Below are 23381 nucleotides of genomic sequence, written 5' to 3'. Positions count from 1 at the left end.
GGACAGCCGACGGGACGCGTCGGTGCCGATCCGGCTTTCGCTGAGGTGACGGGGCCGGCTCCTGTGAACGGCTCCGGCCGTCCGTTCAGTCCGCGTCCTCGAACGCGAAGGTCTCGGTCTCGTCGTCGTAGGTGAACAGCTCGGCATAGCGCGCCCAGCTGGTGACCGCCTTCAGCGTTTCCTCGGCATAGCCCTCGCTCATGAAGGGCGTCAGTTCGGCCCGGATGCGGCTGCTCGGCACACGCTGCGTCGCCGATTCCTTCAGCAGGCCGTGGATGTGGGCCGCCAGCGGCACGTAGCGGATCAGATGCTCCGCGAACAGCCGCTTGCGGTCCTCCATGCCGGATTCGGCGAACAGCCGGCCGGGTTCGGTCAGGTGGATGTCGCCCTCCGCCACCTCCGCCAGACCCAGCATCTGCAACGTCTCGGCGATCGGGAACAGGTCGTCGATTTCATGCTGGAGCGCCGCGGCCAGATGCGGCAGGTCCGCCTTGCCATGGTAGGCCGGCGAGGCCAGCGTCTCCAGCAGGCCGGCCAGCAGGTTGGTGGACACATGCTCGAGCGGCACGGCATGGGCCGGCGGCTGCTTGGCGACCGGCGACGATGCCACCAGCGGCTTGCGCGCGGTCATCCGGCCATAGATGTCGTCCACCATGGCGCGGAACTGCGGGTCCAGGCGGTTGCGCGGGTGGGGGATGTCCACCCGGATCTCCGCCGCCACCCGTCCGGGGTTGGAGGAGAAGACCAGGATGCGGTCGCACATCAGCACCGCCTCCTCGATGTTGTGGGTTACCATCAGGATCGACTTGATCGGCAGCCGCCGCTCCATCCACAGGTCGAGCAGGTCTGTGCGCAGCGTCTCCGCCGTCAGCACGTCGAGTGCGGAGAAGGGCTCGTCCATCAGCAGGATTTCCGGATGCACCACCAGCGCACGGGCGAACCCCACCCGCTGGCGCATGCCGCCGGACAGCTCCTTGGGATAGGCGGATTCGAAGCCGGACAGGCCGATCAGGTCGATGGCCTCCTCGGTCCGTGCCTCGGCCTCGCGGGCCGGCACGCCTTTGGCCTTCAGGCCGGCCATGACGTTCTCCCACACCGTCAGCCAGGGGAAGAGGGCGAAGGTCTGGAAGACCATCGCCACCCCGTCGGTGGGGCCGGCGACCGCCTCGCCATGATGGCGGACGGAGCCGCCGGTCGGCTTGACCAGCCCGGCTACGATGCGCAGCAGAGTCGACTTGCCCGAGCCGGAGCGGCCGAGCAGCCCGATGATCTCGCCGTCGCGCAAGGTCAAATCGACATTGTCGAGCACGACGTAATCCTGTCCCGACGGCTTGGCATAGGCCTGACGGACGCCGCTCAGTTCGAAGATGGTGGTGTTGCGGGTGTTCAGCATGGCGGGGTCCCCCTCAGGCGAGGCGCAGGCGGCGCTCGGCGAACGCATAGAGCGGACGCCACAGCAGACGGTTGAACAGGATGACGAACAGCGACATGACGGCGATGCCCAGCACGATGCGGGGGTAGTCGCCGGCCTCGGTGGCCTGTGCGATGTAGCTGCCCAAGCCATGGGCGGTCAGCCGGGTGTCGCCCCAGTTCACCGCCTCCGCCACGATGCTGGCGTTCCACGACCCGCCGGACGCGGTGACCGCCCCGGTGACGTAGTAGGGGAAGACGCCCGGCAGCATGACGTCGCGCCACCATTGCCAGCCGCGGATGCGGAAATTGGCCGCTGCCTCCTTCAGGTCGCCGGGGAAGGCGGTGGCCCCGGCGATGACGTTGAACAGGATGTACCACTGGGTGCCGAGGATCATCAGCGGGCTGAGCCAGACATCCGGGTTCAGGTCGAAGCGGACGATGGCGACCACCGCGACCGGGAACAGCAGGTTGGCCGGGAAGGCGGCGAGGAACTGGGCGGCCGGCTGGACCTTCTCCGCCAGCCGGGGCCGCAGCCCGATCAGCACGCCCAGCGGCACCCAGACCAGCGTCGCCACCGCGATCAGCACGATCACCCGCAGCAGCGTGGCACCGCCGAGCAGAAGCACGGTGCCGACATCGCCCAATTCGACGCCGGAGGAGACGAAGGCGATCATCGACCAGCCGACCCACAGGCCCGCCACCGCCAGCAGCAGATACCAGGCCACGTCGACGGCCCGCGCCGGCACCCGGTCGAGCAGCCCGCCGACCGTCCGCAGGCCGCCCGCCGCATCGCGGCTCGCGCCACCCACCGGCAGGCGCAGCCAGACCATCCGGCCGAGCATCCGCTCGAACGGCGCGAAGACGGCGCGGAAGAAGCGGGTGCGCTGGAACAGGGTGAGCAGCCAGGATTCCGGGACCTCCTGCGCCCCGGTCAGCTCGACCCGGAACTTGTCGGCCCAGGCGACCAGCGGGCGGAACAGCAGCTGGTCATAGGCCAGGATCACCAGCAGCATCGCCAGCACCGCCCAGCCGACGGCGTCCAGCCGCTGCCCGTCGATGGCCTTGGCGAGGTAGGAGCCGATACCCGGCAGGGTGATGGTGTGGTCGCCGACGGTGATCGCCTCCGACGCGACGACGAAGAACCAGCCGCCGGACATCGACATCATCATGTTCCACACCAGTCCGGGGGCGGCATAGGGCGCTTCCAGCGTCCAGAAGCGCTGCCAGCCGGAAAAGCCGAAGCCGGTCGCCGCCTCGTCCAGGTCGCGCGGGACGGTGCGCAGCGACTGGTAGAAGCTGAAGGCCATGTTCCAGGCCTGGCTGGTGAAGATGGCGAAGATCGCCGCGCATTCGGCTCCCAGCACGCTTCCCGGGAAAAGCCCCAGGAAGAAGACGACGGTGAAGGAGATGTATCCCAGCACCGGCACCGACTGCAGCACGTCCAGAACCGGGATGAGCAGCATGCCGGCCCGCCGGCTCTTGGCCGCCAGCGTGGCATAGGTGAAGGTGAACAGCAGCGATGCCGCCATCGCCGCCAGCATCCGCAAGGTCGAGCGGAGGGCGTATTCCGGCAGCATCCAGGGGTCCAGCGTGACCGGCACCTCTTCGACGCTGTTCAGTGGCAGGGCCATCTGATGGCCGCCGATGGCGAGCAGGGCCAGCAGGCCGATGACCAGCGGCAGGGCGACAACGTCCCACCGGTTCGGCGCGGCGTCGGCCGCCTTCACCGAAACATTCGTGTTGATCCAGACCATGACAATCCATCCTGCGGTCCCGTCGCGGGACCGGCCGGCAAGGAAAACGGTAGCGGCGCGGCAGAGGCGCCGATGCGGATTTTCAGGAGGAGTGGCGTGGGGTCAGCGACTTGGCGGGCGCAGGTCGCCCGTCACGGAAAAGCACCCGCGCCCGTCGGGGCGGCGGCGCATGGAAACCGGGATGGTGAGGAGCTTCACCATGGTCCACCTCTGATCGGCCCGAAGACGGCGGGCCGCGGGTGGACCCCTTCAAGAGGTCAGCCCGCGAACGGCGTCGTCAGGGGAATGTGAGTAGATCGACTACTGGGGCTGTCCATCTCTTGCCTTTTCGATCCGGCCGCCGGCCCGGCGGGCAGGGCGGACAAGAGCGATCATGCGGTGACGATGCCGCCCCTCTACTCCCCTGGCCGGCCAAGGTCAAGAGCGGGAATCGGCTTGCTGCCACCCGTCATCGAATCGTCATGAAACCATGTGCCGGCGGCTGTCGCGGGGGCTGTCGGCGGGAAAGTGTATCCGCCTCAATCGGGTGCGCGCAGCCGGTATCCGACCCCCGTCTCGGTCAGGATGTGGTGTGGCCGCTCGGGATCGGGCTCGATCTTTTGCCGCAACTGGCGGATGTAGATCCGCAGGTACTGGATGTCGGTTTCACCACCCCACACCTCCTTGAGGATGAAGCGGTGGGTCAGCACCTTGCCGGCATGCGCCACCAGTAGGCGCAGCAGGTCGTACTCGCGCGGCGACAGCTTCACATCCTCGCCGCGCACGGTGACGATGCGCCGGACCAGATCGACCGTCAGGTCGCCGCTGCGGAACAGCGGCCGTTCTCCCTGCTGTTGCAGCTTGTGGCGCATGGCCGTGCGGATGCGGGCCAGCAGTTCCTCGACCCCGAAGGGCTTGGTCACATAGTCGTCCGCCCCCAGATCGAGCGCCTCGACCTTTCCGGCCTCGTCGACCCGGCTGGACAGAACGATGATCGGCAGGGTCACGCCGCTTCCGCGCAGGCGGCGGATGACTTCCAGCCCGTCGATGCCCGGCAGCCCGAGATCGAGGACCAGCAGATCGGGGGAACGCCGCCGCACCTCCTCCAGCGCCTTGGTCCCGTCCTCCGCCTCGACGATGTCGTATCCCTGGGCCGTCAGGCTGGTGCGCAAAAAACGCCGGATCGGCGGTTCGTCATCGACGACGAGCACGCGCAGCGGGATTGAGTCCGATTTCATGCGGCGGCTTCCTCTTCATATCCGGACATGTCGGCTGCCTTGGGGAGGGTCAGGGTGAAGACGGCGCCGCTGCGGTCGCGGCGGTTGCCGGCCGTGACCGTCCCGCCCATCGCCTCGACGAAGCCCCGGCAGATCGCCAGACCCAGCCCGGTGCCGGCGCGCTGCCGGTCCTGGGCATGGACACGGTAGAACTTGTCGAAGATGCGCTCCACATCCTCGGGCGGAATGCCGCCGCCCTCGTCCAATACCTCGATGCGGACGAGGGCGCCGTCCTGTCGTCCGCGCACCGTGATCGTTGACCCGGCAGGCGCGTATTTGCCGGCATTGTCGAGCAGGTTGAACAGCGCCTGCTCGATCAGCACGGCATCGATGTCCACCATCGGCAGGCCGGCGGCAAGATCGACCTCGACCCGATGGCCGGCGAGGATGCGGGACACCCGCTCCAACGCGCTGCCGACCACCTCGGACAGGTCGACCGCACCGGTTCGCGGCCGGATGGCCCCGGATTCCAGCCGCGTCATGTCCAGCAGGTTGGCGATGAAGCGGTTGAGACGCTCCGCCTCCTCCTGGATGGTCGCCGCGAGGTCGCGCCGGTCCTCCTCGTCCATCATCGGTCCATAGCCGACGAGGCTGGTCGCCGAGCCCAGGATGGAGGCCAGCGGCGTGCGCAGGTCGTGCGAGATCGAGGTGAGCAGGGCCGAGCGCAACCGCTCGGTTTCCGCCGCCAGCTTGCTGCGGTCGACATCCTCGGCAAGCGTCACCCGTTCGATCGCCAGGGCGGCCTGATCGATCAGCGCGTCGAGAAGCCGGCGCTCATCCGGCGTCAGGTAACCGCCGGTCCGACCCTTTCCGCCGCCGGTGTCGATGCCGACCACCCCGACGACGCCCCGCCCGGTGCGCATCGGCAGGAACAGCCACTTGGCGCCGGGCAGCGTGTCCGCGCCCTTGCCGGTCGGCCGGTTGTTTTCCCATGCCCAGACCGCCGCGGCCAGATCGGCGTCCTCGATGACGTCCTCCGGCGGATAGCCGGCCCTGACCGTGACGCTACCTTTCCCGGCACCATCTCCAGGGCCATTCTCGGGCAGCAGCAGAACGACATGGACCTTCAGCATGGCGGCAATCTGATAGGCGGTGGCCCACAGCAAATCGTCCATGGTCACCACGCCGGCAAGCTTGCGGCTGAACTGGTAGAGATCTTCCGTCGTCTTGGCGCGGAGCCTCGCGGTCACCGCCTGGGCGCGGACACGGGCGGTCAGGTTGCTGGCGATCACCGAGACGACGGCGAAGACCAGCAGGGCGACGATGTTCTCGGGATCGGAAATCGTGAAGGTGTAGAGCGGCGGCAGGAAGAAATAGTTGAAGGCCAGGACGCTGATCACGCTGGCATAGAGCGACGGCGCCAGCCCGCCGGTGACGGCGCTCGCCAGCACGGCGGTCAGGAAGACCAGCGCCATGTTGTTGAGGGCCAGCACCCGATGCAGCACATGCCCGGCGCCCAGCGCCGCCGCGACATAGCCCGTGCTGGCGACGTAGGGCCACCATGCGAAGGCCCGCTGCCGGGCCGCTTCCGTCCTGACCGTCCTGGCTGGAAGCGGGGCGCCGGAACCGGCGGCGATGACGTGCACGCTGATGTCGCCCGCCCGGCGGATCAGGCTGTGCGCCACGGACCCGTGCAGCAGTTCCGACCAGCGCGGACGGGTGGATTTGGCGATGACGATGTGCGTGACGTTGTTGGTCAGCGCATAGTCGACGACGGTGTCGGCGACATCGCTGCCGGGCACCGTGACCGCCTCGCCGCCCAGCCGTTCCACCAGACGCAGCGTGTCGGCGATGCGGTCGCGGTCGGCCTCGCTCAGGCGCAGCGCCCGGCTCGTCTCGACATGGATGGCGCCCCAGCGGGCGCGCAGCCGCTCGGCCTGACGGCGGGCGTAGCGCACCAGGGCGCCGCCGCTGGCGTCCTCGTTGATGCAGACCAGCAGCCGCTCCCCGGCGGCCCAGGGGCCGGAGATGGCGTGCGCCTGCATGTGGGTCAGCAGCTGCTCGTCGACGCGGTCGGCGGTGCGCCGCAACGCCAGTTCGCGGAGTGCCGTCAGGTTTCCGGGCGAGAAATAATGCCGGATCGCCCGCTCGGCCGTGCGCGGGACATAGACCTTGCCCTGCTGGAGGCGCTGGATCAGGTCGTCGGGCGCGATGTCGATGACCTCGATGTCGTCGGCCCGGTCGAGGATCGAGTCCGGCACCGTCTCACGGACGCGGACACGGGTGATCTTGGCGACGACGTCGTTCAGGCTCTCGACATGCTGGATGTTCAGGGTGGTGTAGACGTCGATGCCGGCGGCCAGCAGTTCCTCGACGTCGAGATACCGCTTGGGATGACGGCCGCCGGCGGCGTTGGTGTGGGCCAGTTCGTCGACCAGCACGATCTTCGGGCGGCGGGCGAGGATGGCGTCCACATCCATCTCGGTCAGGACATGGCCCTTGTGCTCGATGGTGCGGCGCGGAACCACCTCCAACCCGGCGACCAGCGCCTCCGTCTCGCGCCGGCCGTGGGTTTCGACCACCCCGACGACGATGTCGACGCCATCACGGCGCTTGGCCTGGGCGGTTTGCAGCATCTCGAAGGTCTTGCCGACGCCGGGGGCGGCCCCAAGAAAGATCTTGAGCCGTCCCTGCGCCTCCTTCGCCGCCTGGCGCAGCAGCGCGTCGGGAGATGGCCGGCCGGCGCGGTCGCCCTGAATGCGGTCGCCCTGTTCGTCGGTCATGGCATCGTCCCTTTCCGCTCCCCCCAGACCCGGCCGCAAGTCCGGCTATGGCTTACTCCGCCGGCCGTTGCGGAGGATAGCCGATTCTGACAGTCCCGTTGCACAGACCCGGCCGGTTACTTGCCTCCTGCTGTTTTGCCGGCCGACCGATCCAGGGCGAGGTTGAGCGCCAGGACGTTGACGGTCGGCTCGCCCAGGAAGCCGAGCGGGCGCGGTTCCGTGGTGTCGGCGACCAGCTTGCGTACCGCATCTTCCGTCAGGCCGCGGGCCTTGGCGACGCGCGGCACCTGGAAGTCGGCGGCGGCCGGTGACAGGTCGGGGTCGAGGCCGCTGCCCGAGGTGGTCACCAGTTCCACCGGAACCGGAGCGCCGGGGTTTTCCGCCTTCAGCTTTTCGGCGTCGGCCTGAACGCGGTCGACCAGCGCCTTGCTGGTCGGGCCGAGGTTGGAGCCCATCGAATTCGCCGCGTTGTAGGGAGCCGGCACCGTCTTGGCCGGGTCGGCGGGGTCGGCGCCGGTGGTTGCCGACGGGCGCGGGTGGAAATAGCCAGCGCCGGTGAAATCCTGCCCGATCAGGCTGGAGCCGACGATTGTCCCGTTCCGCTCGATCAGGCTGCCGTTGGCCTGATGCGGAAACAGGACTTGCGCAGCGCCGGTGACGGCCAGCGGGTAGGCGAGCCCGGTGATCGCCGTCAGTGCGACGGTCATCACCAGGGCGGGACGCAGATCCTTCAACATGACTGGCTCCTCAAACAAGGCCGGCGGCGGTGACGATCAGGTCGATCGCCTTGATGCCGACGAAGGGCACCACGAGGCCGCCCAGGCCATAGATCAGCAGGTTGCGGCGCAGCAGCGAGGCGGCCCCGACGGCGCGGTAGCGCACGCCGCGCAGAGCCAGCGGGATCAGCGCCACGATGATCAACGCGTTGAAGATGATCGCCGACAGGATGGCGCTTTCCGGGCTGTGAAGCCCCATCACGTTCAGCGCCTGGAGCTGCGGGTAGAAGGCGAGGAACATCGCCGGGATGATGGCGAAATACTTCGCCACGTCGTTGGCGATGGAGAAGGTGGTGAGCGCGCCGCGGGTCATCAGCAGCTGCTTGCCGATCTCGACGATCTCGATCAGCTTGGTCGGGTCGCTGTCGAGATCGACCATGTTGCCGGCCTCGCGCGCCGCCACCGTGCCGGTGTTCATCGCCACCCCGACATCGGCCTGGGCCAGCGCCGGCGCGTCGTTGGTGCCGTCGCCGCACATGGCGACCAGCTTGCCCTTCGCCTGCTCGTCGCGGATCAGCTGGAGCTTGGCCTCCGGCGTCGCCTGGGCGAGGAAATCGTCCACCCCGGCCTCGGCGGCGATGGCGGCGGCGGTCATCGGGTTGTCGCCGGTGATCATCACCGTGCGGATGCCCATCTGGCGGAGTGCGGCGAACCGTTCGCGGATGCCGCCCTTGACGATGTCCTTCAGGTGGATGATGCCGAGCAGCCGACCGTCGCGCGCCACCGCCAGCGGCGTGCCGCCGGCCTTGGCCACCCGTTCCGCGATGGCGAGGATCTCGCGCTCCGCCGGGCCGGCGGCCGGGTGCAGCGCGGTGACGCCACGGCCGCCGGCCACGGCGACGCGCTGCGCCCCGTTGACATGGGCCAGCACCGCGTCCACCGCACCCTTGCGGATCACCGTGCCATCGGTGTCGATGCCGCTGATGCGGGTCTGGGCGGTGAAGGGGACGAAGTAGGCGTGCATCTCCTCCATCCTGCGGGCACGGATGCCGTATTCCTCCTTGGCGAGCACGACGATGGACCGGCCTTCCGGCGTCTCGTCGGCCAGCGAGGCGAGTTGGGCGGCGTCGGCCAGCTCCTCCTCGCCGACGCCGGCGACCGGCAGGAACTCGGCCGCCTGACGGTTGCCCAGCGTGATGGTGCCGGTCTTGTCGAGCAGCAGCGTGTCCACGTCGCCCGCCGCCTCCACCGCCCGGCCGGACATGGCGAGCACGTTGAAGCGCACCAGACGGTCCATGCCGGCGATGCCGATGGCGGACAGAAGTGCGCCGATGGTGGTCGGGATCAGTGTAACGAACAGCGCCACCAGCACCAGCACGCCGACCGACCCGCCGGCATAGGCGGCGAAGCTGGGGATCGTCGCCACTGCGATGACGAACACGATGGTCAGCCCGGCCAGCAGGATGTTCAGTGCGATCTCGTTGGGGGTCTTCTGGCGCTGGGCGCCCTCCACCAGCGAGATCATGCGGTCGAGGAAGGTCGAGCCGGGGGCGGCGGTGATCCGGACCTTGATCTGGTCGGACAGCACCTGGGTGCCGCCGGTGACGGCCGAGCGGTCGCCGCCGCTCTCGCGGATGACGGGGGCGGATTCGCCGGTGATGGCGGCCTCGTTGACCGAGGCGACGCCCTCCACCACCTCGCCGTCGGACGGGATGATGTCGCCTGCCTCGACCAGCACGAGGTCGCCGGGCTTGAGGGCGGCGGCGGGCACCGTGCGGATGGTGCCGTTCTCCAGCTTCCTGGCGCTGGTCTCGGTGCGGGTCTTGCGCAGGCTGGCGGCCTGGGCCTTGCCGCGCCCTTCCGCCACCGCCTCGGCGAAGTTGGCGAAGATCAGCGTGAACCATAGCCAGACGACGATCTGCACGGCGAAGCCGGAGACCCCGGCACCGGTGACGGCATCGCGCAGGACCAGCAGGGTGGTGAGCGCCGCCACCACCTCGACGCAGAACATCACCGGGTTGCGGATCATCTGGCGCGGGGAGAGCTTGGCGATGGAGCCGCCGATGGCCGGCACCAGGATGGCGGGGTCCAGCAGGGTGCTGGCCGAAGAGCGGCCGGACCGTTTGCTTTTGGCATGCATGGGAGCGTTCCCGATCAGAAGAGGGTGCCAGCGGTCATCGCCAGATGCTCGACCACCGGGCCGAGGGCGAGAGCCGGGAAGAAGGTGAGGCCGCCGACGATCAGGATGACGCCGACCAGCAGCCCGACGAACAGCCCGTCATGGGTGGGGAAGGTGCCGGCCGAAACGGGGGCGCGGGCCTTGGACGCCAGCGAGCCGGCAATCGCCATCATCGGCACGATGACCAGGAAGCGCCCGACCAGCATGGCGACGGCGAGCGTGACGTTGTACCAGGGCGTGTTGCCGGTCAGTCCGCCGAAGGCACTGCCGTTGTTGGCGGCACCCGAGACATAGGCGTAGAGCGCTTCGGAGAAGCCGTGCGGCCCGGCATTGGCCATCGACGCGGTGCCGGTGTCCAGCACCACCGCGACGGCGGTGAAGCCCAGCATCATCAACGGCAGGCAGAGGATGGCGAGCATGGTCATCTTGACCTCCTTCGCCTCCAGCTTCTTGCCGAGATATTCCGGGGTGCGGCCGACCATCAGCCCGGCGACGAACAGCGCGACGATGGCGAACAGCAGCATGCCGTAGAGGCCGGCGCCAACGCCGCCGACGATGATCTCGCCCAGCATCATGTTGATCATCGGCACCATGCCGCCCAGCGGCATGAAGCTGTCATGCATGGCGTTCACCGCACCGCAGGAGGCAGCGGTGGTGACGGTGGCGAAGAGGGCCGTCGCGGCGATGCCGAAGCGGGTCTCCTTGCCCTCCATGTTGCCGGCGCTGCCGTCGATGCCGAAGGCGGCGAAGGCCGGGTTGCCCTGGGCTTCCGCCCAATAGGCGACGCAGACGCCGGCGACGAACAGCAGGCCCATGGCGGCGAGGATGGCCCAGCCCTGTCGCTCGTCGCCGACCATGCGGCCGAACAGGTTGGTCAGGCCGGCGCCCAGCGCGAAGATGCACAGCATCTCGACCAGATTGGTCAGGGCGTTGGGGTTCTCGAAGGGATGGGCGGAGTTGGCATTGAAGAAGCCGCCGCCGTTGGTCCCCAGCATCTTGATCGCCTCCTGCGAGGCGACGGGGCCGAGCGAGATGGTCTGCTTGGCCCCTTCCAGCGTGGTGGCGTCGACAGCACCCGCCAGCGTCTGCGGCACACCCTGCCAGACCAGGAAAAGCGCGCAGACGACGCACAGCGGCAGCAGGACATAGAGGGTGGCACGGGTCAGATCGACCCAGAAATTGCCGACCGTGCGGGCAGAGGTGCGGGCGAAGCCGCGGACCAGCGCCACCGCCAATGCGATGCCGGTGGCGGCCGAGACGTAGTTGTGGAAGGTCAGCCCGGCCATCTGCACCAGATGGCTCATGGTGGTCTCGCCGCCGTAGTTCTGCCAGTTGGTGTTGGTGGTGAAGCTGGCCGCGGTGTTGAAGGCGAGGTCGGCGGGCACCGCCGCCATGTCCTGCGGGTTCAGCGGCAACACGGCCTGGAGACGTTGCAGGGCATAGAGCAGCAGCATGCCGGCGGCGCTGAACAGCAGCATCGACACGGCGTAGGTCACCCAATGCTGCTCGGTGCGCTCGTCGACGCCTGCCAGACGGTAGAGGGCGCGTTCGACGGGCCCCAGGATGGGGGAGAGCAGCGTGCGCTCGCCGGTGAAGACGCGCGTCATGAAGCCGCCCAGGGGCCGCGTCATCGCGACGACCAGGGCGAGGAAGACCAGGATCTGGATCCAGCCGTTGACGGTCATGGGATGGGTCTCCTCAGAACCGTTCGGGGCGGATCAGGGCATAGACCAGATAGACCAGCAGTCCGGCGGTCACGAGGCCGGCCAGGGCAAAATCGAGGGACATGGCGCCGCTCCCCTCACAGCCGGTCGCAGGCATGGACATAGGCGACCGCCGCGGCGAAGAAGCCGACGGTGAGCGCAAGAAACAGCAGGTCGAGCATCGTTGGGGTCTCCGGAATTGCGTCCCCCTCGCCTTGACGGTGGCGGGGAGGTCCGACCCTGTGAGGGTGCGCCGGAGCCGCGTATAGATTCGATGGGGGACGGCAGGGCCGGAAAATATACGGCACATATATGGCTGGCCGTCCGGGCATCCGCGCGACCGTCTTTGCCGGTCAGGCCCCGACCCACAAGGCGAGCGCTTGCAGGGCAAATGCGATCAGCAGGAATGCGGCGATGGTGACTGCCGCCTCGCCCAGCACCGCGCGTGGAGAGGGGAATGCCTCATGGGAAGGGGCGGCCGATGTCTGTGGATCGCAGTCTTCCATGCGTGCCGGGGCAGGCATGGTCCGGTCGAGCAGCGCGAGAGGCGATTTCCCTTGCATGACAGCCTCGCAGTCCAGAGGCGGCCTATGGCCGCTATCCCACTGAGAAGAAGGCTGCGGGGCATATAAATGCGATGGGGGGCGTGAGGCCCAAAAAATATATGGCCGCCATACGCGCCCCCATCCCGGTCATCAGCGTCCCGACGCAGCCCGTGCCAAGCCGGCATAGTGGCGCACGTCGAAGGCGATGAACTCCACCTCGGCGTCGGTGACGTCGCGCAGATGCCTAGCCGGGCTGCCCGCCCAAAGCTGGCGGGCGGGAATGTGCTTGCGCGGGGTCAGCACCGCGCCGGCCGCCAGCATGGCGCCGCTTTCCACGACAGCCCCATCCAGCACGATTGCGCCGATGCCGACCAGACAGCCGTCCGCCAGCGTGCAGCCATGCATCCGCACGCCATGGCCGATCACCACGTCGGCACCGATGACGGTCGGATATTCGTTCAGCATGACGTGGACGATGGTGCCGTCCTGAATGTTGGTGCGCGGCCCCACCGTGATGCGGTGGTCGTCGCCGCGAAGCACGCAGCCGTACCAGACGCTGGCCTCCGCCCCGATGGTGACGTCGCCGACCACCACCGCGCCGGGGGCGATGTAGGCGTCGGCGGCGATGCGCGGCCATACTCCCTTGACGGGCTGGATGATGGCGCCGGGATGGCGGGCGAGCAGGGCCTCCCCGGTTTCGAAGGCCCCGGTTTCGAAGGTCGCTTCGGTTGCGCTCTCGGTGGTCATTGGTTCTTGTCCTTTTTTGGCCCTGCCGGGTCTTGGTTCCAGTCGGGAAACAGCCGGTCGATGTCGATTCGAGTGTAGCCCAGTCCGGCCGGCAGCGTCGCGCCCCTGCGCGGTTCCAGCCGGCGGTCGCAAGCGGTCCGTCTTTCTCCCCCGGAAAGAGAAGAATCTTGCAAATGCGAATCAGTATCAATATCAAGGTTGGGGCTGTGGGGACCGTGCCGGGGGCGTCGGCACTTTGGCAGGCACAATGGCAGGGGGACCATCGCGATGAAGACTGCCGGGCAGTCCGGACGGGTTGAGGGACGGGCTGCGCCGCCGCGCCTGCGCACCGCCGCACGCGTGACGGCGGCGGTGTTTGGCGCCTATGGCTTCGCCTGGGGCCTCGCTGCCTTCGGGGCGGAGTTGGGGGCGCTTGCGGGCATGGCGCCGGCGGAGGCGGTCACGGCCTCCAGCCTGCTGGCCCTGGTCGTGTTGCCGGTGGCCTCACTCTGGGCCTTCGCAGTGCCGCGGGTCACGGTCGGTTGGGCGGTGCTGGGTGGCGGCGGGGTGCTGCTGATCGCGGCCTCGCAGTTTGCCGGGACGGTGGGACCATGACGGCGAAGACGCGCAAGCTGATCGGCCCGGCCCTGCGCACCGCCATGCTGTGGCCGCACACCTGGGCGGGCGTGACGCTCGGCGGGCTGCTGATGCTGATCTTCTTCATGGGATCGCTCGCGGTTTTCGCATCCGAGATCGACCGCTGGATGATGCCCGCCACCCGTGTCGGTGCGGTGGAGACCGGGCCGGCCTCGCTCGACCATGCGGTGCTGCCGGCGGTGGAGAAGCTCGCCGCCGGGCGGGCGGTGCGCGACTGGTATGTGCAGTTGCCGGACGAGCGGCGGCCGGTGATGGCGCTTCAGCTTCGGACCGAGACCGGCAATGCCGGCGGCATGGCGACCAGCGACGGCCAACTGCTGCCGCCGGTCGGGACGCTGGGAGGCACCTATTTCTTCTATCCGCTGCATTACAGCCTGCATCTGCGGGCGGGCTTCATCGGCTATTGGATCGTCTGCTTCGCATCGGTGGCGATGCTGGCCGGACTGATTTCCGGCGTCATCATCCATGCGCGGATCTTCAAGGATTTCTTCACCTTCCGCAGCTGGGGGCAGTTCCGCCGCTCCCTGCTCGACCTGCACAATCTGACGGGTGTGCTGGTCCTGCCCTTCCATCTGATGATCACGATCACCGGGATCGTCATCGTCCTGCCCATCGTATTGCCGGCCGGCGTCCAGGCGCTGTATGGCGGCGACGTGCGGCGCTTCTACGACGATGCGCTGGGCAACTACAGCCGTCCGCGCAGCGGCATCGCCGCCCCGCTGGCGCCGCTCGATCCGATGGTGGCGGAGGCCCGCCGGCTGTGGGGCGGGGGAGAGCCGGCCGTGGTGTTCGTCTACAATGCCGGCGATGCCGCGTCGGTCGTCCGCATCAACCGTGCTCTGCGAGACCGCATCAGCCTGGATGTCCAGCCGGTCTTCTTCGACGGCGTCACAGGACAGGTGCTGAAGTACCAGCCGCCGGGGCCTGTGGTGGCGACCCACCGCGTCCTGTCGGGGTTACACTTCGCCGCCTTCGACCATTGGCCGCTGCGCTGGCTGTACTTCGTGTTCGGGCTGGCCGGCTGCGTGCTGATCGGCACCGGCATGCTGTACTGGATGGAGAAGCGGCGGGTCGCCCATGGCGTGAGGCCCGGCGCCGGCTGGTGCAGCGTCGCCGCCATCGCCTGCGGCAGCACCTCCGGCCAGCTGATCGCTACGCTGGCGATGATGGCGGCCAACCGGCTGCTGCCGGCCGGCATCCCCTCGCGGGAACTGGTCGAGGTCGGCCTCTTCTTCCTGATCTGGATCGGAAGCGCCGTCCATGCCGCCGTCCGCACCCGGACGAACCCGCCCTGGAGCGAGCAATGCACCGCGGTCGCCCTGCTGGCCGCGTCTTGCGTGGCGCTGAACTGGATCACGACGGGGGAGCATCCCATCCGTGCCATAGCCTCCGCCGACTGGGCGGTGCTGGGCGTCGATGCGGTGCTGGCGCTGACCGCCGTCGCCGCCTGGCGGGTGTCGCGGCGGCTGGCCCAGCGGCCCGATCCCGAACTCTCAACCCTGGCGAAGGTGACCGACCATGCCTGATGCCCTGATGCTGCCCGGCCTGTTCGGGCTTTGCTACGTCGCCTTCGCCGCCCTTGCCCTGTCGGTGGAGCGGCATTGGCGCGACCTTGTCGAGTCCAGGCGGGGGCCGCCGCGCCGCACGGTGTTCCGGCTGAGGCTGGCGGCGCTGCTGTGCCTGGCGGCGGCGCTGTCCGTCGCGGTCCGCCATGACGGGACGGGCTTCGGCCTCCTGCTCTGGGCACTGGCCTTGAGCGCCGGTGCGCTGGCGGTCGCTGCCACCGTCACCTGGAGGACGCGGTCCGCCCGCGGCTGAACGTCTTAGTAGCGGCGGGAGCGCCGGCCTCACATGCGCATCATGCGGAAAATGGCGATGAACATCACGACCACGCCCACCTCGGCGGCGGTGGCGAGCCAGGCCGGGTGAAAGAGGATGCCGAACGGCATGATCAGCAGCAGGATCAGCGACGGAAACACGATGTAGGGAGACTCGAACCGGCAGCACTTCGTCTCCGCCGCGGTGCCTTCTTCTTCGAGCAGGGACGGCTGCGCCAATTGCGTGGACATCGGATCGGGACCTTCGGTCTTCGGTTTGGATGAGCGGGCATTCGGGAACCCCGGTACCGATGCCGGATGGGGGCCGAATTCCCGCGAAGCCGATCCTAGGCAGCGCCATCCATCGCAAAAAGCGAAATAAACCGATAGATCACATCGGCTTTATCGAAGTGAATCTCGGGCGCCGGCAGGTTCGCCCAGGATGGCCTTCAACCCGGTGAGTGCGGGGTCGATGATGGCGTCGTCGGCGTCGGTCGGGTAGGCGGCGTAGATGGGAAGGCTGAGAGGCCGGGCTTCCGGCAGGATTTCCCCCTTGCCGGCATCGATCAGCGGCTGGACGAGCTGCCGGGGGAAATGCCCGGTGCCGCCGCACTGCTTGACATAGTCTAGCCCGAGCGTGCCGACGCCGATCGACACCGGGGCGGCCTGCACGTCCGGGCGATGCAGCTGCACATTGCGGCGGAAGTCGTCGCCCCAGTCGATGTGGACATAGGGTTCCTCCAGGTAATCCTCGACCGCCGGCATGCGGAAAAGGACCAGTTCCTCCTCAAGCAGCAGGCGGATCGACAGGCCCGGCAGGGCGCGCGGCGAATAGAGGACGGCGACGTCCAGCGTCCCGTCCTGAAGGCCTTGCAGCAACCCGTTCGGCAGGCCGACGTCGCAACGCAGGGCGATGTCGTTGGCGTTGCGCCGCATCCAGGGAATCCAGCGGTAGAGCAGGCGGTTCCACAGGCCGGCTTCGCTGCCGATGCGCAGCAGCGCCTTGTGGCCGGCGGGCAGGGTGGCCTCCTGCCGGGCCTGCTCCCACAGGCGGAGGATCGCCGCGGCATGGCGCTGGAAACGCAGGCCGGCGCTGGTCAGCGTGGCGCCGGTCTTGTTGCGCACGAACAGCCGGCAGCCAAGCTGCTGCTCCAGTTGCTGAATGCGCGTGCTGACCGTCGACTGGGTCACATGGAGCCGGTCGGCTGCCGCCATGAAGCTGCCTGCCGCCGTGACCTCCAGAAATGTCCGGGCCATTTCCGTATCCATGATACCTCGCTCGAAACCCCGCCTCCACGGACGGGGAGCAAGACCTACGCCATTGGCAGCTTGATCGCGACCGACCGGTGTGAGACGATTCGTCGCATCCACTGGATGCAGCCGCGACCGGCGGTTCCCCTAATGCGGCAGGGTCGTATCGGAAAAACCGATGACAACCATCGGGTAAATTCGCTTCCTGACCTCATTGGCGGCCATTAGCTTCCGCCTGCTCGCCGGAAGGAAGCCCGACCAATTTTCTCGGTTGGCCGGAGACAACGTTGAGAAATGGGAGTTCCGCTGTGTCCGTCATGCGCAAGATTCTGTTGGCTTCCGTCATTCTGATTTCCGGTGGAACCGCCGCCGCGCAGGCCGCGGACGGCGATGCCGCGGCGGGCAAGTCGGTGTTCAACACCTGCAAGGCCTGCCACACCATCGAGGCCGGCGGCCCCAACCGCGTCGGCCCGAACCTGCATGGCATCGTCGGCCGCAAGGCGGGCAGCGTCGATGGATTCAGCTATTCCGCGGCGGTGAAGGATGCCGGCTATGACTGGGACGAGCAGAAGCTCGACACCTATCTGAAGGATCCGAAGGCGGCGCTTCCCGGCAACAAGATGGCCTTCGCCGGCGTCAAGGACGACGCCAAGCGCGCGGACCTGATCGCCTATCTGAAGAGCGAGTCCAAGTAACCGCGGACCTGGCTGAAACATCGTCCTGACTGTCGCCACAGCCCCGCCGATGCGGGGCTGTGGCTGTTTCAGGATGGGCGTGCCAGCAGCCCTTCCGCCAGGGCGCGGAACGCCTCGACCGCCTTGGCGAGAACGTCCTGAGGATCGGGGCTGGCGGCCACCCAGAGCGCGGCGTTCAATGCCGCCCCATTCAAGAGCCGGGCGGCCGCTTCGGGGTCAATGGGCCTGACGACCCCCTGCGCGATCAGCCGTTCCACCGTTTGCCGCGTCATTTGAAGGCAGCCGTTCTGGCTCGGCCATTGCGAGGGATCGCCCAGGAAGGCCGGTCCGTCGAGCAGGACGATGCGCTGAACCTCGGGCTCCAGCGCCATCTCGATGTAGGCCACACCCTCCGCCAGCAATCCGTCCCAGCCGGTCCCGGCCCGGGCGCCGATGTCGTGCGCACGCTGCGCCATCTCCGTGTCGAGCTGGTCGACCAACGCCTGGAGCAGCCCGCGCTTGTCGCCGAAATTGTGATAGAGGGCGCCCCGCGTCAACCCTGCCTCGGCCGTCAGATCGTCCATCGATGCGGCGGCGAACCCCTGCTCGGCAAAGGCCTTGCGCGCGGACGCGATCAGCTTGGCGCGGGTTTCCTCCATCATCTCGGATCGCTTTTTGGTGGCCATGGTCCTCTCCAGAAATTTATACATACGTCGCGTATGTGAATTGACATACGCGACGTATGTGTGTTGTGTTCCGCATACGCGGCGTATATCAACTTGCAGCCGCGCTGTGAAGCCCGATGCCGGACATTCCGGCAGTCAAGGAGGACCACGACCATGGCCAAACGCGACGCGATCACTCCGGCCAACCGGCATGCGCTCTACGAAAAGCACCGCTACTCGGCGGCGATACGCTCGGGCGATCTCCTGTTCGTATCGGGGCAGGTCGGCAGCCGCGCGGACGGATCGCCGGAACCCGACTTCGAGCAGCAGGTGCGGCTGGCCTTCGACAATCTCGCCAATGTGTTGAAGGCTGCCGGCTGCACCTTCGACGATGTCGTCGACGTCACCACGTTCCACACCGATCCGGCCAACCAGTTCGAAGCCATCATGACGGTGCGGGAGACGATGATCGGCGATGCGCCCTATCCCAACTGGACTGCGGTCGGGGTGAACTGGCTGGCGGGATTCGATTTTGAAATCAAGGTCATCGCCCGTATCCCCGAGCAGCCATGAGCCTTTTCGGCTTTTTGCCCGCCGCTGTGGCCCCGCTCACAGCGGCGGGCGGATGGCCTGCGGCAGGATGGGGCCATGCCGCCCCTGGCCCTGTTTCGCGGAGGAAAGCCCCGATGCGCAGTCTTGCCGCCGTTACCCTTTGCCTTTCCGTTCTCGTCGCGATCACCGCCCTTGTCCGGCCGGCCGCCGCGTTCGAGGTGCAGTCCGGCGGCGTGCCGCTTTCAGCTGCGGCCGTTTCCTTGCTGGGGAACCGGGTCGGCAACGCGCCACCCAATGCGGCCGGTCCCGTTGGCGCTTTTCCGCCCTGGATGGGGAACAGCCGCACGAACGGCCCGGCCCTGGCGAACGGGGCGATGGGCGGCGGGTTGCCACTGCCGGGGCGGGCCGGCGGTGCGGCAACTGCGGACCGGTCGGCGATGAACGAGCAACTGTTCGGGATCAAGCGCTGAAAAGGTCGCCTGCCTGTCTTCCCTGAGCCGTCCTCCCCCGCAATGGTGGGGATGGAGGCGGCGATTGTCCGCCAATTCGGAAGGGTGTGGCGCAGGAGCGGGTTGTTTTTCAACGGGATGGGATTACCCAAGAATTCGGGGGAACCCTGCTTCGCGGTCGAAGACTAAGATCGATGGCATCGGACAAAGGGCAATGAAGAATACAGGGGGAAATCATGCTGCGGACTGCCGTGATCGCAGTCGGCGCCCTGCTGCTTCTGCCGCTGTTTCTGGCTGGGCAGGGAATGGCCGACCGGGCGAAAGCACCCGATGACGCGCGTGCCTATATCCTGTGGCCTTCCAACGGGACGGTCATCACTGGCGGAAAATTCTGGGTGCGCATGGGGCTCCAGAACATGGGTATCGCACCGGCGGGCGTAAGCCACGCCGACACCGGGCACCATCACCTGCTGATCGACACCGAGCTGACGAACCCGGACGAGCCGATCCCCAACGACAAGCAGCACCTGCATTTCGGTGCCGGCCAGACCGAAGCACGGCTGGAGCTTCCGCCCGGAACCCACACGCTTCAGATGGTCCTGGGTGATGCCGACCACATTCCGCACAACCCGCCGGTGATGTCCGAGAAGGTGACCATCACCGTCCGCTGACCGGAGCCGTTCGCTTCGTCCCTGCCAGGGAGGGCACCATGACATCGAATTCGTGCGCGCTTACGACCGCTCGCCGCCTGCAACCGGTTCTGGGCGCGGTGTCCTGCGCGGTGCTGTGTGGTGTGCTGTCGCTCGCGCTGGTGACGGTCACGGCGACGCCCGCGGTTGCGGCGGATGCATCCGCCCAACAGAAGGCCGGCCAGAAGGACAGCCAGAACGACCCTGCCGCCACGCCGCGGACGCCCGGCCGAAAGGATGCATGGCTCTATATCGGCTGGCCCAACAACGGCCAGGTGGTGGGGACGCGCTTCAAGGTTTGGTTCGGGCTGCGCAATTTCGGCGTCGCGCCGGCCGGGGTGCGCAAGGACGGCACCGGGCACCATCATCTGCTGATCGACACCGACCTCAAGAACTTCAACGAGCCGATCCCCAGCGACAAGCAGCACCTTCATTTCGGCAAGGGCCAGACCGAAACGATCCTGGAACTGCCGCCCGGCCGCCATACGCTGCAACTGGTCCTGGCCGATGCCGACCATGTGCCGCACGACCCGCCGATCATGTCGAAGAAGATCACCATCACGGTCCGCGCCGACCGCAGCCCGCAACTGTCGGCGCGGTGACCGGTCCCGAGCCGGCCTGACGGCGCAGGCCCCGAGCCGGACCGTCGGGTCGGACCATTGGGCCGGACCACAAACCCACAGGAGACAGCGCCGATGAGCATGGTCCGGTTCCTTGGTTCCGCCGTGGTTTCCGTCGGCCTGACGCTGGCGCTCGGCGGCTGCTTCACCTCCGGCGAGATGGCCCGCGTGGTGCAGCAGCCGAAGACCCCGGCCGTCCGCACCATCAGCAGCTTCAGCGAGGCGCTGCGCTGCATGGACACGCTGCTGTGGACCCATGGCAAGCACGACATCTACATCACCGCCAACGGCCTGCCCGACGCCACCGGCCGGGTCGCCGGCGGCACGAAGGAGATGCTGATTACCGCCGTTTCGCGGATGTCGGAAACCTCCAACGCCTTCCGCTTCGTGGATTTCGAGCCGGCGCTGGACGACGTCAACGCTCTGTACTGGATGATCGGCGTGCAGCCGAACTTCCGCGCGCCCTCCTACTACATCCGCGGCGCCATCACCCAACTGGACGACAATGTGGTCAGCGAGGCGGCGGGGGCCGGGCTGTCGCTGCCCAAGCTGGACATCGGCGTCTCGGCCGATCAGGTGGTGTCGATGGTCTCGGTCGACCTCAATGTCGGTGAACTGGTGACGCGCCAGATCATCCCCGGCATGTCGGCGTCCAACACGCTGGCGGTGGTGTCGTCGGGGCGCGGGGCGGACGCCGGCGGGGTGATCGGCAAGGCCGGCCTGTCCTTCAACATCTCGCTGAACCGGTCCGAAGGGCTGCACCAGGGGGTGCGCACGCTGGTCGAACTCAGCACCATCGAGGTGCTGGGCAAGCTGACCCGCGTGCCCTACTGGCAATGCCTGGGCATCGACCAGACCAATCCCGCCTTCATGGCGGAGGCGCGCGGCTGGTTCGACGGCATGGCTCCGTCGGAGCGCGTGACCTTCACCCAGCGCGCGCTGTCGGCACAGGGCTATTACGATGGGCCAGTCAACGGGCAGCTCGACCAGCGGACCGCCGAAGCGGTCGGCCGCTTCCAGGCGGACAGCGACCTGATCGCCACCGGCCGCATCGATTTCGACCTCTACCAGCGCCTGCTCGCCAAGCCGCCCGGCCAGGGCGGGGCACCGCCGGCCCGGCTGCAGAGCGTCAGCAATGCCGGAGGCGAAGGATTGCCGCGCGCCCAGCCGTCGCCGTCCCGGCTGGACCTGCTGCTGTCGTCGGACCGCGGGCCGGCACCGCGCTACCGCGCCGGCGAGGCGCTGGTAGTGCGGATGCAGCCGACGGCGGACGGCTTCGTCTATTGCTACTACCGCGATGCCGCCGGCACGGTGTCCCGCATCTTCCCCAACCGCTTCCAGCCCGACGCCTTCGTCGAGGCCGGCCGGCAGGTGGAAATCCCGCCCGGTGTGCAGAAGCCTTTCAACCTGCGCATGGACCGGCCCAATGCCGAGGAGACGGTCGCCTGCGTCCTGTCGCACGACGAGATCGGCGTGCGGATCCCCGAAGCGTTCAAGAGCGAGGATTTGCAGCCCATTCCCGGTGCCGCCCTGGATGACGTGATCAATGCCTTCGCCACCGCCAAGGGCAGCGATGCCCGCGCCAAGCGGCTGACGGTGAAGGTGCTGCCCGGCACGCTGGCTCAGGGGGAGTGATTTCGGGCGCACCGCCGGAATCGGGGGCCGAGTGTTGGCCGGCTCACAGCGCGGGGCAGGGCGGTGGCGGTAGAACCAGGGCAACGCCGTTCCTTACTCCTGCCCATGGAGCCTGACATGACCAAGTCCACCCTGTCCCACGCCCTGACCCGTACTCTGGCCCATAGTCTGGTCGCCACCCTGCCGATGCTGGCCGCCGCCTGGGCCGGTCCGGTGTCCGCCCAGACGGTGGAAGGGTCGGGTTCGTCGAAGGTGATGATGTTCGACCGGCCACCCAGCGTGGAGGAGCTGCGCGAGGTGGTGGCGCCGGAACCCAAAATCCGCACCCGCAGCATCGAGATCATCGGCGGTGCGGCCGGTGCCGCCGCCAAGCGGCCCCGGCCCATCGACGAGATCAACTACGGCACGGCGCCGATCCCGTCCGCAGCGCAGCCGGCTCCCCAGCCCGAGGTGCAGCCCGTTGCCCAACCGGCACCCCAACCTGCTCCGCAAGCCAGCCGCCCGGTCCACAAACAGCGCCGGCAGGAGGTGCGCACGGAGGTCCCGGCTGCCCAGACGGCCACCGCCGAGCCGCCCGCCGCTCCTGTCGCCCAGGAGCAGGATGCCGCACCGCAGGCCTTCGGCTTCCGCATCAACTTTGCGCTCAATTCCGCCGAGATCCCGGCCGAGTCCGCCTCCTACATCGACGCCGTCGGGGCGCTGATGAAGGAAGATCCGACCCTGGGACTGACGGTGGAGGGCCACACCGACGCCAGCGGCAGTCTTCCCTATAACATGCTGCTGTCGCAGCGCCGCGCCGTCTCGGTCGGCGAGTATCTGGTCCGTGTCTACCAAATCGACCCCAAGCGCATCACGGTGGACGGCAAGGGCCCGACGGCGCCGATCGCCGCCAACCCCTTTGACGGCCGCAACCGGCGCGTCGAATTCAAGCCGACCCATTGAGTGCGGCCCGAACGGAGGAGGATGCCATGAAACACGCTCTGCTCCTCGCGGCCTGTCTCGGTCTTGCCGCCCTATGGCTCGCCGGTGCAGCCGATGCCACGGTTGTCCGCAAGAAGGGAGCCGACACGTCGGGTGCCACCAGCGGCGGTGTTGCGGGCGGCGTGGATATCGCCCCCACCGGCAAGCGGGTCCGTGTTCAGTGCTGGCAGGACGGCCACAAGATCATCGACGAAGAGGACCTTGCCGTCGTCTCGCTCAGCATCGCCAGCCAGATGAACGGGCTGCGCTTCCGCCGCAACGGCGGGACGGACGGAGCGGTGTCGGTGGTGACGCAGTCCCGCACCGCCTGCCTGCTCGCGCCCGATGACGGGGCCGCCACCGGCAAGGGCCGGAACCGCGACTGATCCTTTCAAAT

24 protein-coding genes are annotated in these 23381 nt (G+C 68.0%); 11 read left to right on the top strand and 13 right to left on the bottom strand.

The features are described from left to right. Nucleotides 1–85: 85 nt before the first annotated feature. From ABNQ40_RS02895 to ABNQ40_RS02850, 10 genes are all read right to left on the bottom strand, one after another. Nucleotides 86–1441, bottom strand: coding sequence for an AAA-associated domain-containing protein (locus ABNQ40_RS02895; protein ID WP_391345498.1), 1356 nt, complete (start codon nucleotides 1439–1441; stop codon nucleotides 86–88). Further along, nucleotides 1407–3167: an ABC transporter permease subunit gene (locus tag ABNQ40_RS02890; protein WP_109050949.1), complete on the bottom strand. Its 1761-nt coding sequence runs from the start codon at nucleotides 3165–3167 to the stop codon at nucleotides 1407–1409. The genes ABNQ40_RS02895 and ABNQ40_RS02890 overlap by 35 nt, the downstream gene beginning before the upstream one ends. A 518-nt stretch (nucleotides 3168–3685) precedes the next feature. Then, a complete protein-coding gene (locus ABNQ40_RS02885; RefSeq protein WP_098736456.1) occupies nucleotides 3686–4384 on the bottom strand; it encodes a response regulator in 699 nt (232 codons plus the stop codon). Continuing rightward, nucleotides 4381–7146, bottom strand: coding sequence for a sensor histidine kinase KdpD (locus ABNQ40_RS02880; RefSeq protein WP_109050948.1), 2766 nt, complete (start codon nucleotides 7144–7146; stop codon nucleotides 4381–4383). The genes ABNQ40_RS02885 and ABNQ40_RS02880 overlap by 4 nt, the downstream gene beginning before the upstream one ends. A gap of 116 nt (nucleotides 7147–7262) precedes the next feature. Next, the gene (locus tag ABNQ40_RS02875; RefSeq protein WP_109050947.1) at nucleotides 7263–7883 is read right to left on the bottom strand and encodes a K(+)-transporting ATPase subunit C; all 621 of its coding nucleotides are present in this window, start codon (nucleotides 7881–7883) and stop codon (nucleotides 7263–7265) included. 10 nt (nucleotides 7884–7893) lie between these two features. Then, on the bottom strand, nucleotides 7894–10002 hold the full coding sequence (gene kdpB / locus ABNQ40_RS02870; protein ID WP_109050946.1) for a potassium-transporting ATPase subunit KdpB: 2109 nt from the start codon (nucleotides 10000–10002) through the stop codon (nucleotides 7894–7896). A gap of 14 nt (nucleotides 10003–10016) precedes the next feature. After that, on the bottom strand, nucleotides 10017–11726 hold the full coding sequence (gene kdpA, locus ABNQ40_RS02865) for a potassium-transporting ATPase subunit KdpA (RefSeq protein ID WP_109050945.1): 1710 nt from the start codon (nucleotides 11724–11726) through the stop codon (nucleotides 10017–10019). 13 nt (nucleotides 11727–11739) lie between these two features. Continuing rightward, nucleotides 11740–11829, bottom strand: coding sequence for a K(+)-transporting ATPase subunit F (locus ABNQ40_RS02860; RefSeq protein WP_109050944.1), 90 nt, complete (start codon nucleotides 11827–11829; stop codon nucleotides 11740–11742). 268 nt (nucleotides 11830–12097) lie between these two features. Beyond that, a complete protein-coding gene (locus ABNQ40_RS02855) occupies nucleotides 12098–12307 on the bottom strand; it encodes a hypothetical protein (protein WP_109050943.1) in 210 nt (69 codons plus the stop codon). A 132-nt stretch (nucleotides 12308–12439) separates the two neighbouring features. Continuing rightward, nucleotides 12440–13036: a gamma carbonic anhydrase family protein gene (locus tag ABNQ40_RS02850; RefSeq protein WP_109050942.1), complete on the bottom strand. Its 597-nt coding sequence runs from the start codon at nucleotides 13034–13036 to the stop codon at nucleotides 12440–12442. Between the two features lie 267 nt (nucleotides 13037–13303). Here ABNQ40_RS02850 and ABNQ40_RS02845 point away from each other — a divergent pair, with 267 nt between their 5' ends. Genes ABNQ40_RS02845 through ABNQ40_RS02835 form a run of 3 tightly spaced genes read left to right on the top strand, consistent with a single transcriptional unit; the run spans nucleotide 13304 to nucleotide 15490 of the window. Then, nucleotides 13304–13630, top strand: a complete 327-nt coding sequence (locus tag ABNQ40_RS02845) for an iron uptake protein (protein ID WP_109050941.1) — start codon at nucleotides 13304–13306, stop codon at nucleotides 13628–13630. Next, nucleotides 13627–15198, top strand: coding sequence for a PepSY domain-containing protein (locus ABNQ40_RS02840; RefSeq protein WP_109050940.1), 1572 nt, complete (start codon nucleotides 13627–13629; stop codon nucleotides 15196–15198). The genes ABNQ40_RS02845 and ABNQ40_RS02840 overlap by 4 nt, the downstream gene beginning before the upstream one ends. Beyond that, nucleotides 15191–15490, top strand: coding sequence for a DUF3325 family protein (locus ABNQ40_RS02835; RefSeq protein ID WP_109050939.1), 300 nt, complete (start codon nucleotides 15191–15193; stop codon nucleotides 15488–15490). Before ABNQ40_RS02840 ends, ABNQ40_RS02835 begins: the two co-directional genes overlap by 8 nt. 29 nt (nucleotides 15491–15519) lie before the next feature. Here the strand turns inward: ABNQ40_RS02835 and ABNQ40_RS02830 are convergent, their stop codons facing one another. Together ABNQ40_RS02830 and ABNQ40_RS02825 are read right to left on the bottom strand one after the other, a co-directional pair. Then, nucleotides 15520–15741, bottom strand: coding sequence for a hypothetical protein (locus tag ABNQ40_RS02830; protein WP_109050938.1), 222 nt, complete (start codon nucleotides 15739–15741; stop codon nucleotides 15520–15522). Between the two features lie 150 nt (nucleotides 15742–15891). Continuing rightward, a complete protein-coding gene (locus ABNQ40_RS02825; protein ID WP_158285608.1) occupies nucleotides 15892–16746 on the bottom strand; it encodes a LysR family transcriptional regulator in 855 nt (284 codons plus the stop codon). 311 nt (nucleotides 16747–17057) lie between these two features. Here ABNQ40_RS02825 and ABNQ40_RS02820 point away from each other — a divergent pair, with 311 nt between their 5' ends. Then, nucleotides 17058–17435: a cytochrome c family protein gene (locus ABNQ40_RS02820; RefSeq protein ID WP_109050936.1), complete on the top strand. Its 378-nt coding sequence runs from the start codon at nucleotides 17058–17060 to the stop codon at nucleotides 17433–17435. Between the two features lie 68 nt (nucleotides 17436–17503). Here the strand turns inward: ABNQ40_RS02820 and ABNQ40_RS02815 are convergent, their stop codons facing one another. Next, nucleotides 17504–18100 (bottom strand): TetR/AcrR family transcriptional regulator, encoded by a 597-nt coding sequence (locus tag ABNQ40_RS02815; protein WP_109050935.1) that lies wholly within the window; start codon nucleotides 18098–18100, stop codon nucleotides 17504–17506. A 153-nt stretch (nucleotides 18101–18253) separates the two neighbouring features. Here ABNQ40_RS02815 and ABNQ40_RS02810 point away from each other — a divergent pair, with 153 nt between their 5' ends. The 7 genes from ABNQ40_RS02810 to ABNQ40_RS02780 all read left to right on the top strand — a co-directional run bounded on the left by ABNQ40_RS02810 (nucleotide 18254) and on the right by ABNQ40_RS02780 (nucleotide 23370). Continuing rightward, on the top strand, nucleotides 18254–18652 hold the full coding sequence (locus ABNQ40_RS02810) for a RidA family protein (RefSeq protein WP_109050934.1): 399 nt from the start codon (nucleotides 18254–18256) through the stop codon (nucleotides 18650–18652). Between the two features lie 113 nt (nucleotides 18653–18765). After that, nucleotides 18766–19101 (top strand): hypothetical protein, encoded by a 336-nt coding sequence (locus ABNQ40_RS02805; RefSeq protein WP_109050933.1) that lies wholly within the window; start codon nucleotides 18766–18768, stop codon nucleotides 19099–19101. Nucleotides 19102–19316: 215 nt separating this feature from the next. Then, nucleotides 19317–19751 (top strand): DUF4399 domain-containing protein, encoded by a 435-nt coding sequence (locus tag ABNQ40_RS02800; RefSeq protein WP_391345490.1) that lies wholly within the window; start codon nucleotides 19317–19319, stop codon nucleotides 19749–19751. 38 nt (nucleotides 19752–19789) lie between these two features. Further along, nucleotides 19790–20371 (top strand): DUF4399 domain-containing protein, encoded by a 582-nt coding sequence (locus ABNQ40_RS02795; protein ID WP_109050931.1) that lies wholly within the window; start codon nucleotides 19790–19792, stop codon nucleotides 20369–20371. Between the two features lie 93 nt (nucleotides 20372–20464). After that, nucleotides 20465–22024, top strand: coding sequence for a DUF4384 domain-containing protein (locus ABNQ40_RS02790; RefSeq protein WP_391345488.1), 1560 nt, complete (start codon nucleotides 20465–20467; stop codon nucleotides 22022–22024). Nucleotides 22025–22141: 117 nt separating this feature from the next. Next, the gene (locus ABNQ40_RS02785) at nucleotides 22142–22966 is read left to right on the top strand and encodes an OmpA family protein (RefSeq protein WP_391345486.1); all 825 of its coding nucleotides are present in this window, start codon (nucleotides 22142–22144) and stop codon (nucleotides 22964–22966) included. Nucleotides 22967–22992: 26 nt separating this feature from the next. Next, nucleotides 22993–23370 carry a hypothetical protein gene (locus ABNQ40_RS02780; protein ID WP_391345484.1) on the top strand — a complete coding sequence of 126 codons (378 nt, stop codon included), beginning with the start codon at nucleotides 22993–22995 and terminating at the stop codon, nucleotides 23368–23370. Nucleotides 23371–23381 lie beyond the last annotated feature (11 nt).

Origin of the sequence: Azospirillum sp. A23 (genome assembly GCF_042938965.1) — a bacterium.
In the GTDB taxonomy this organism is placed as follows: domain Bacteria; phylum Pseudomonadota; class Alphaproteobacteria; order Azospirillales; family Azospirillaceae; genus Azospirillum; species Azospirillum melinis.
This window is presented reverse-complemented; position numbering and strand designations above follow the sequence as displayed.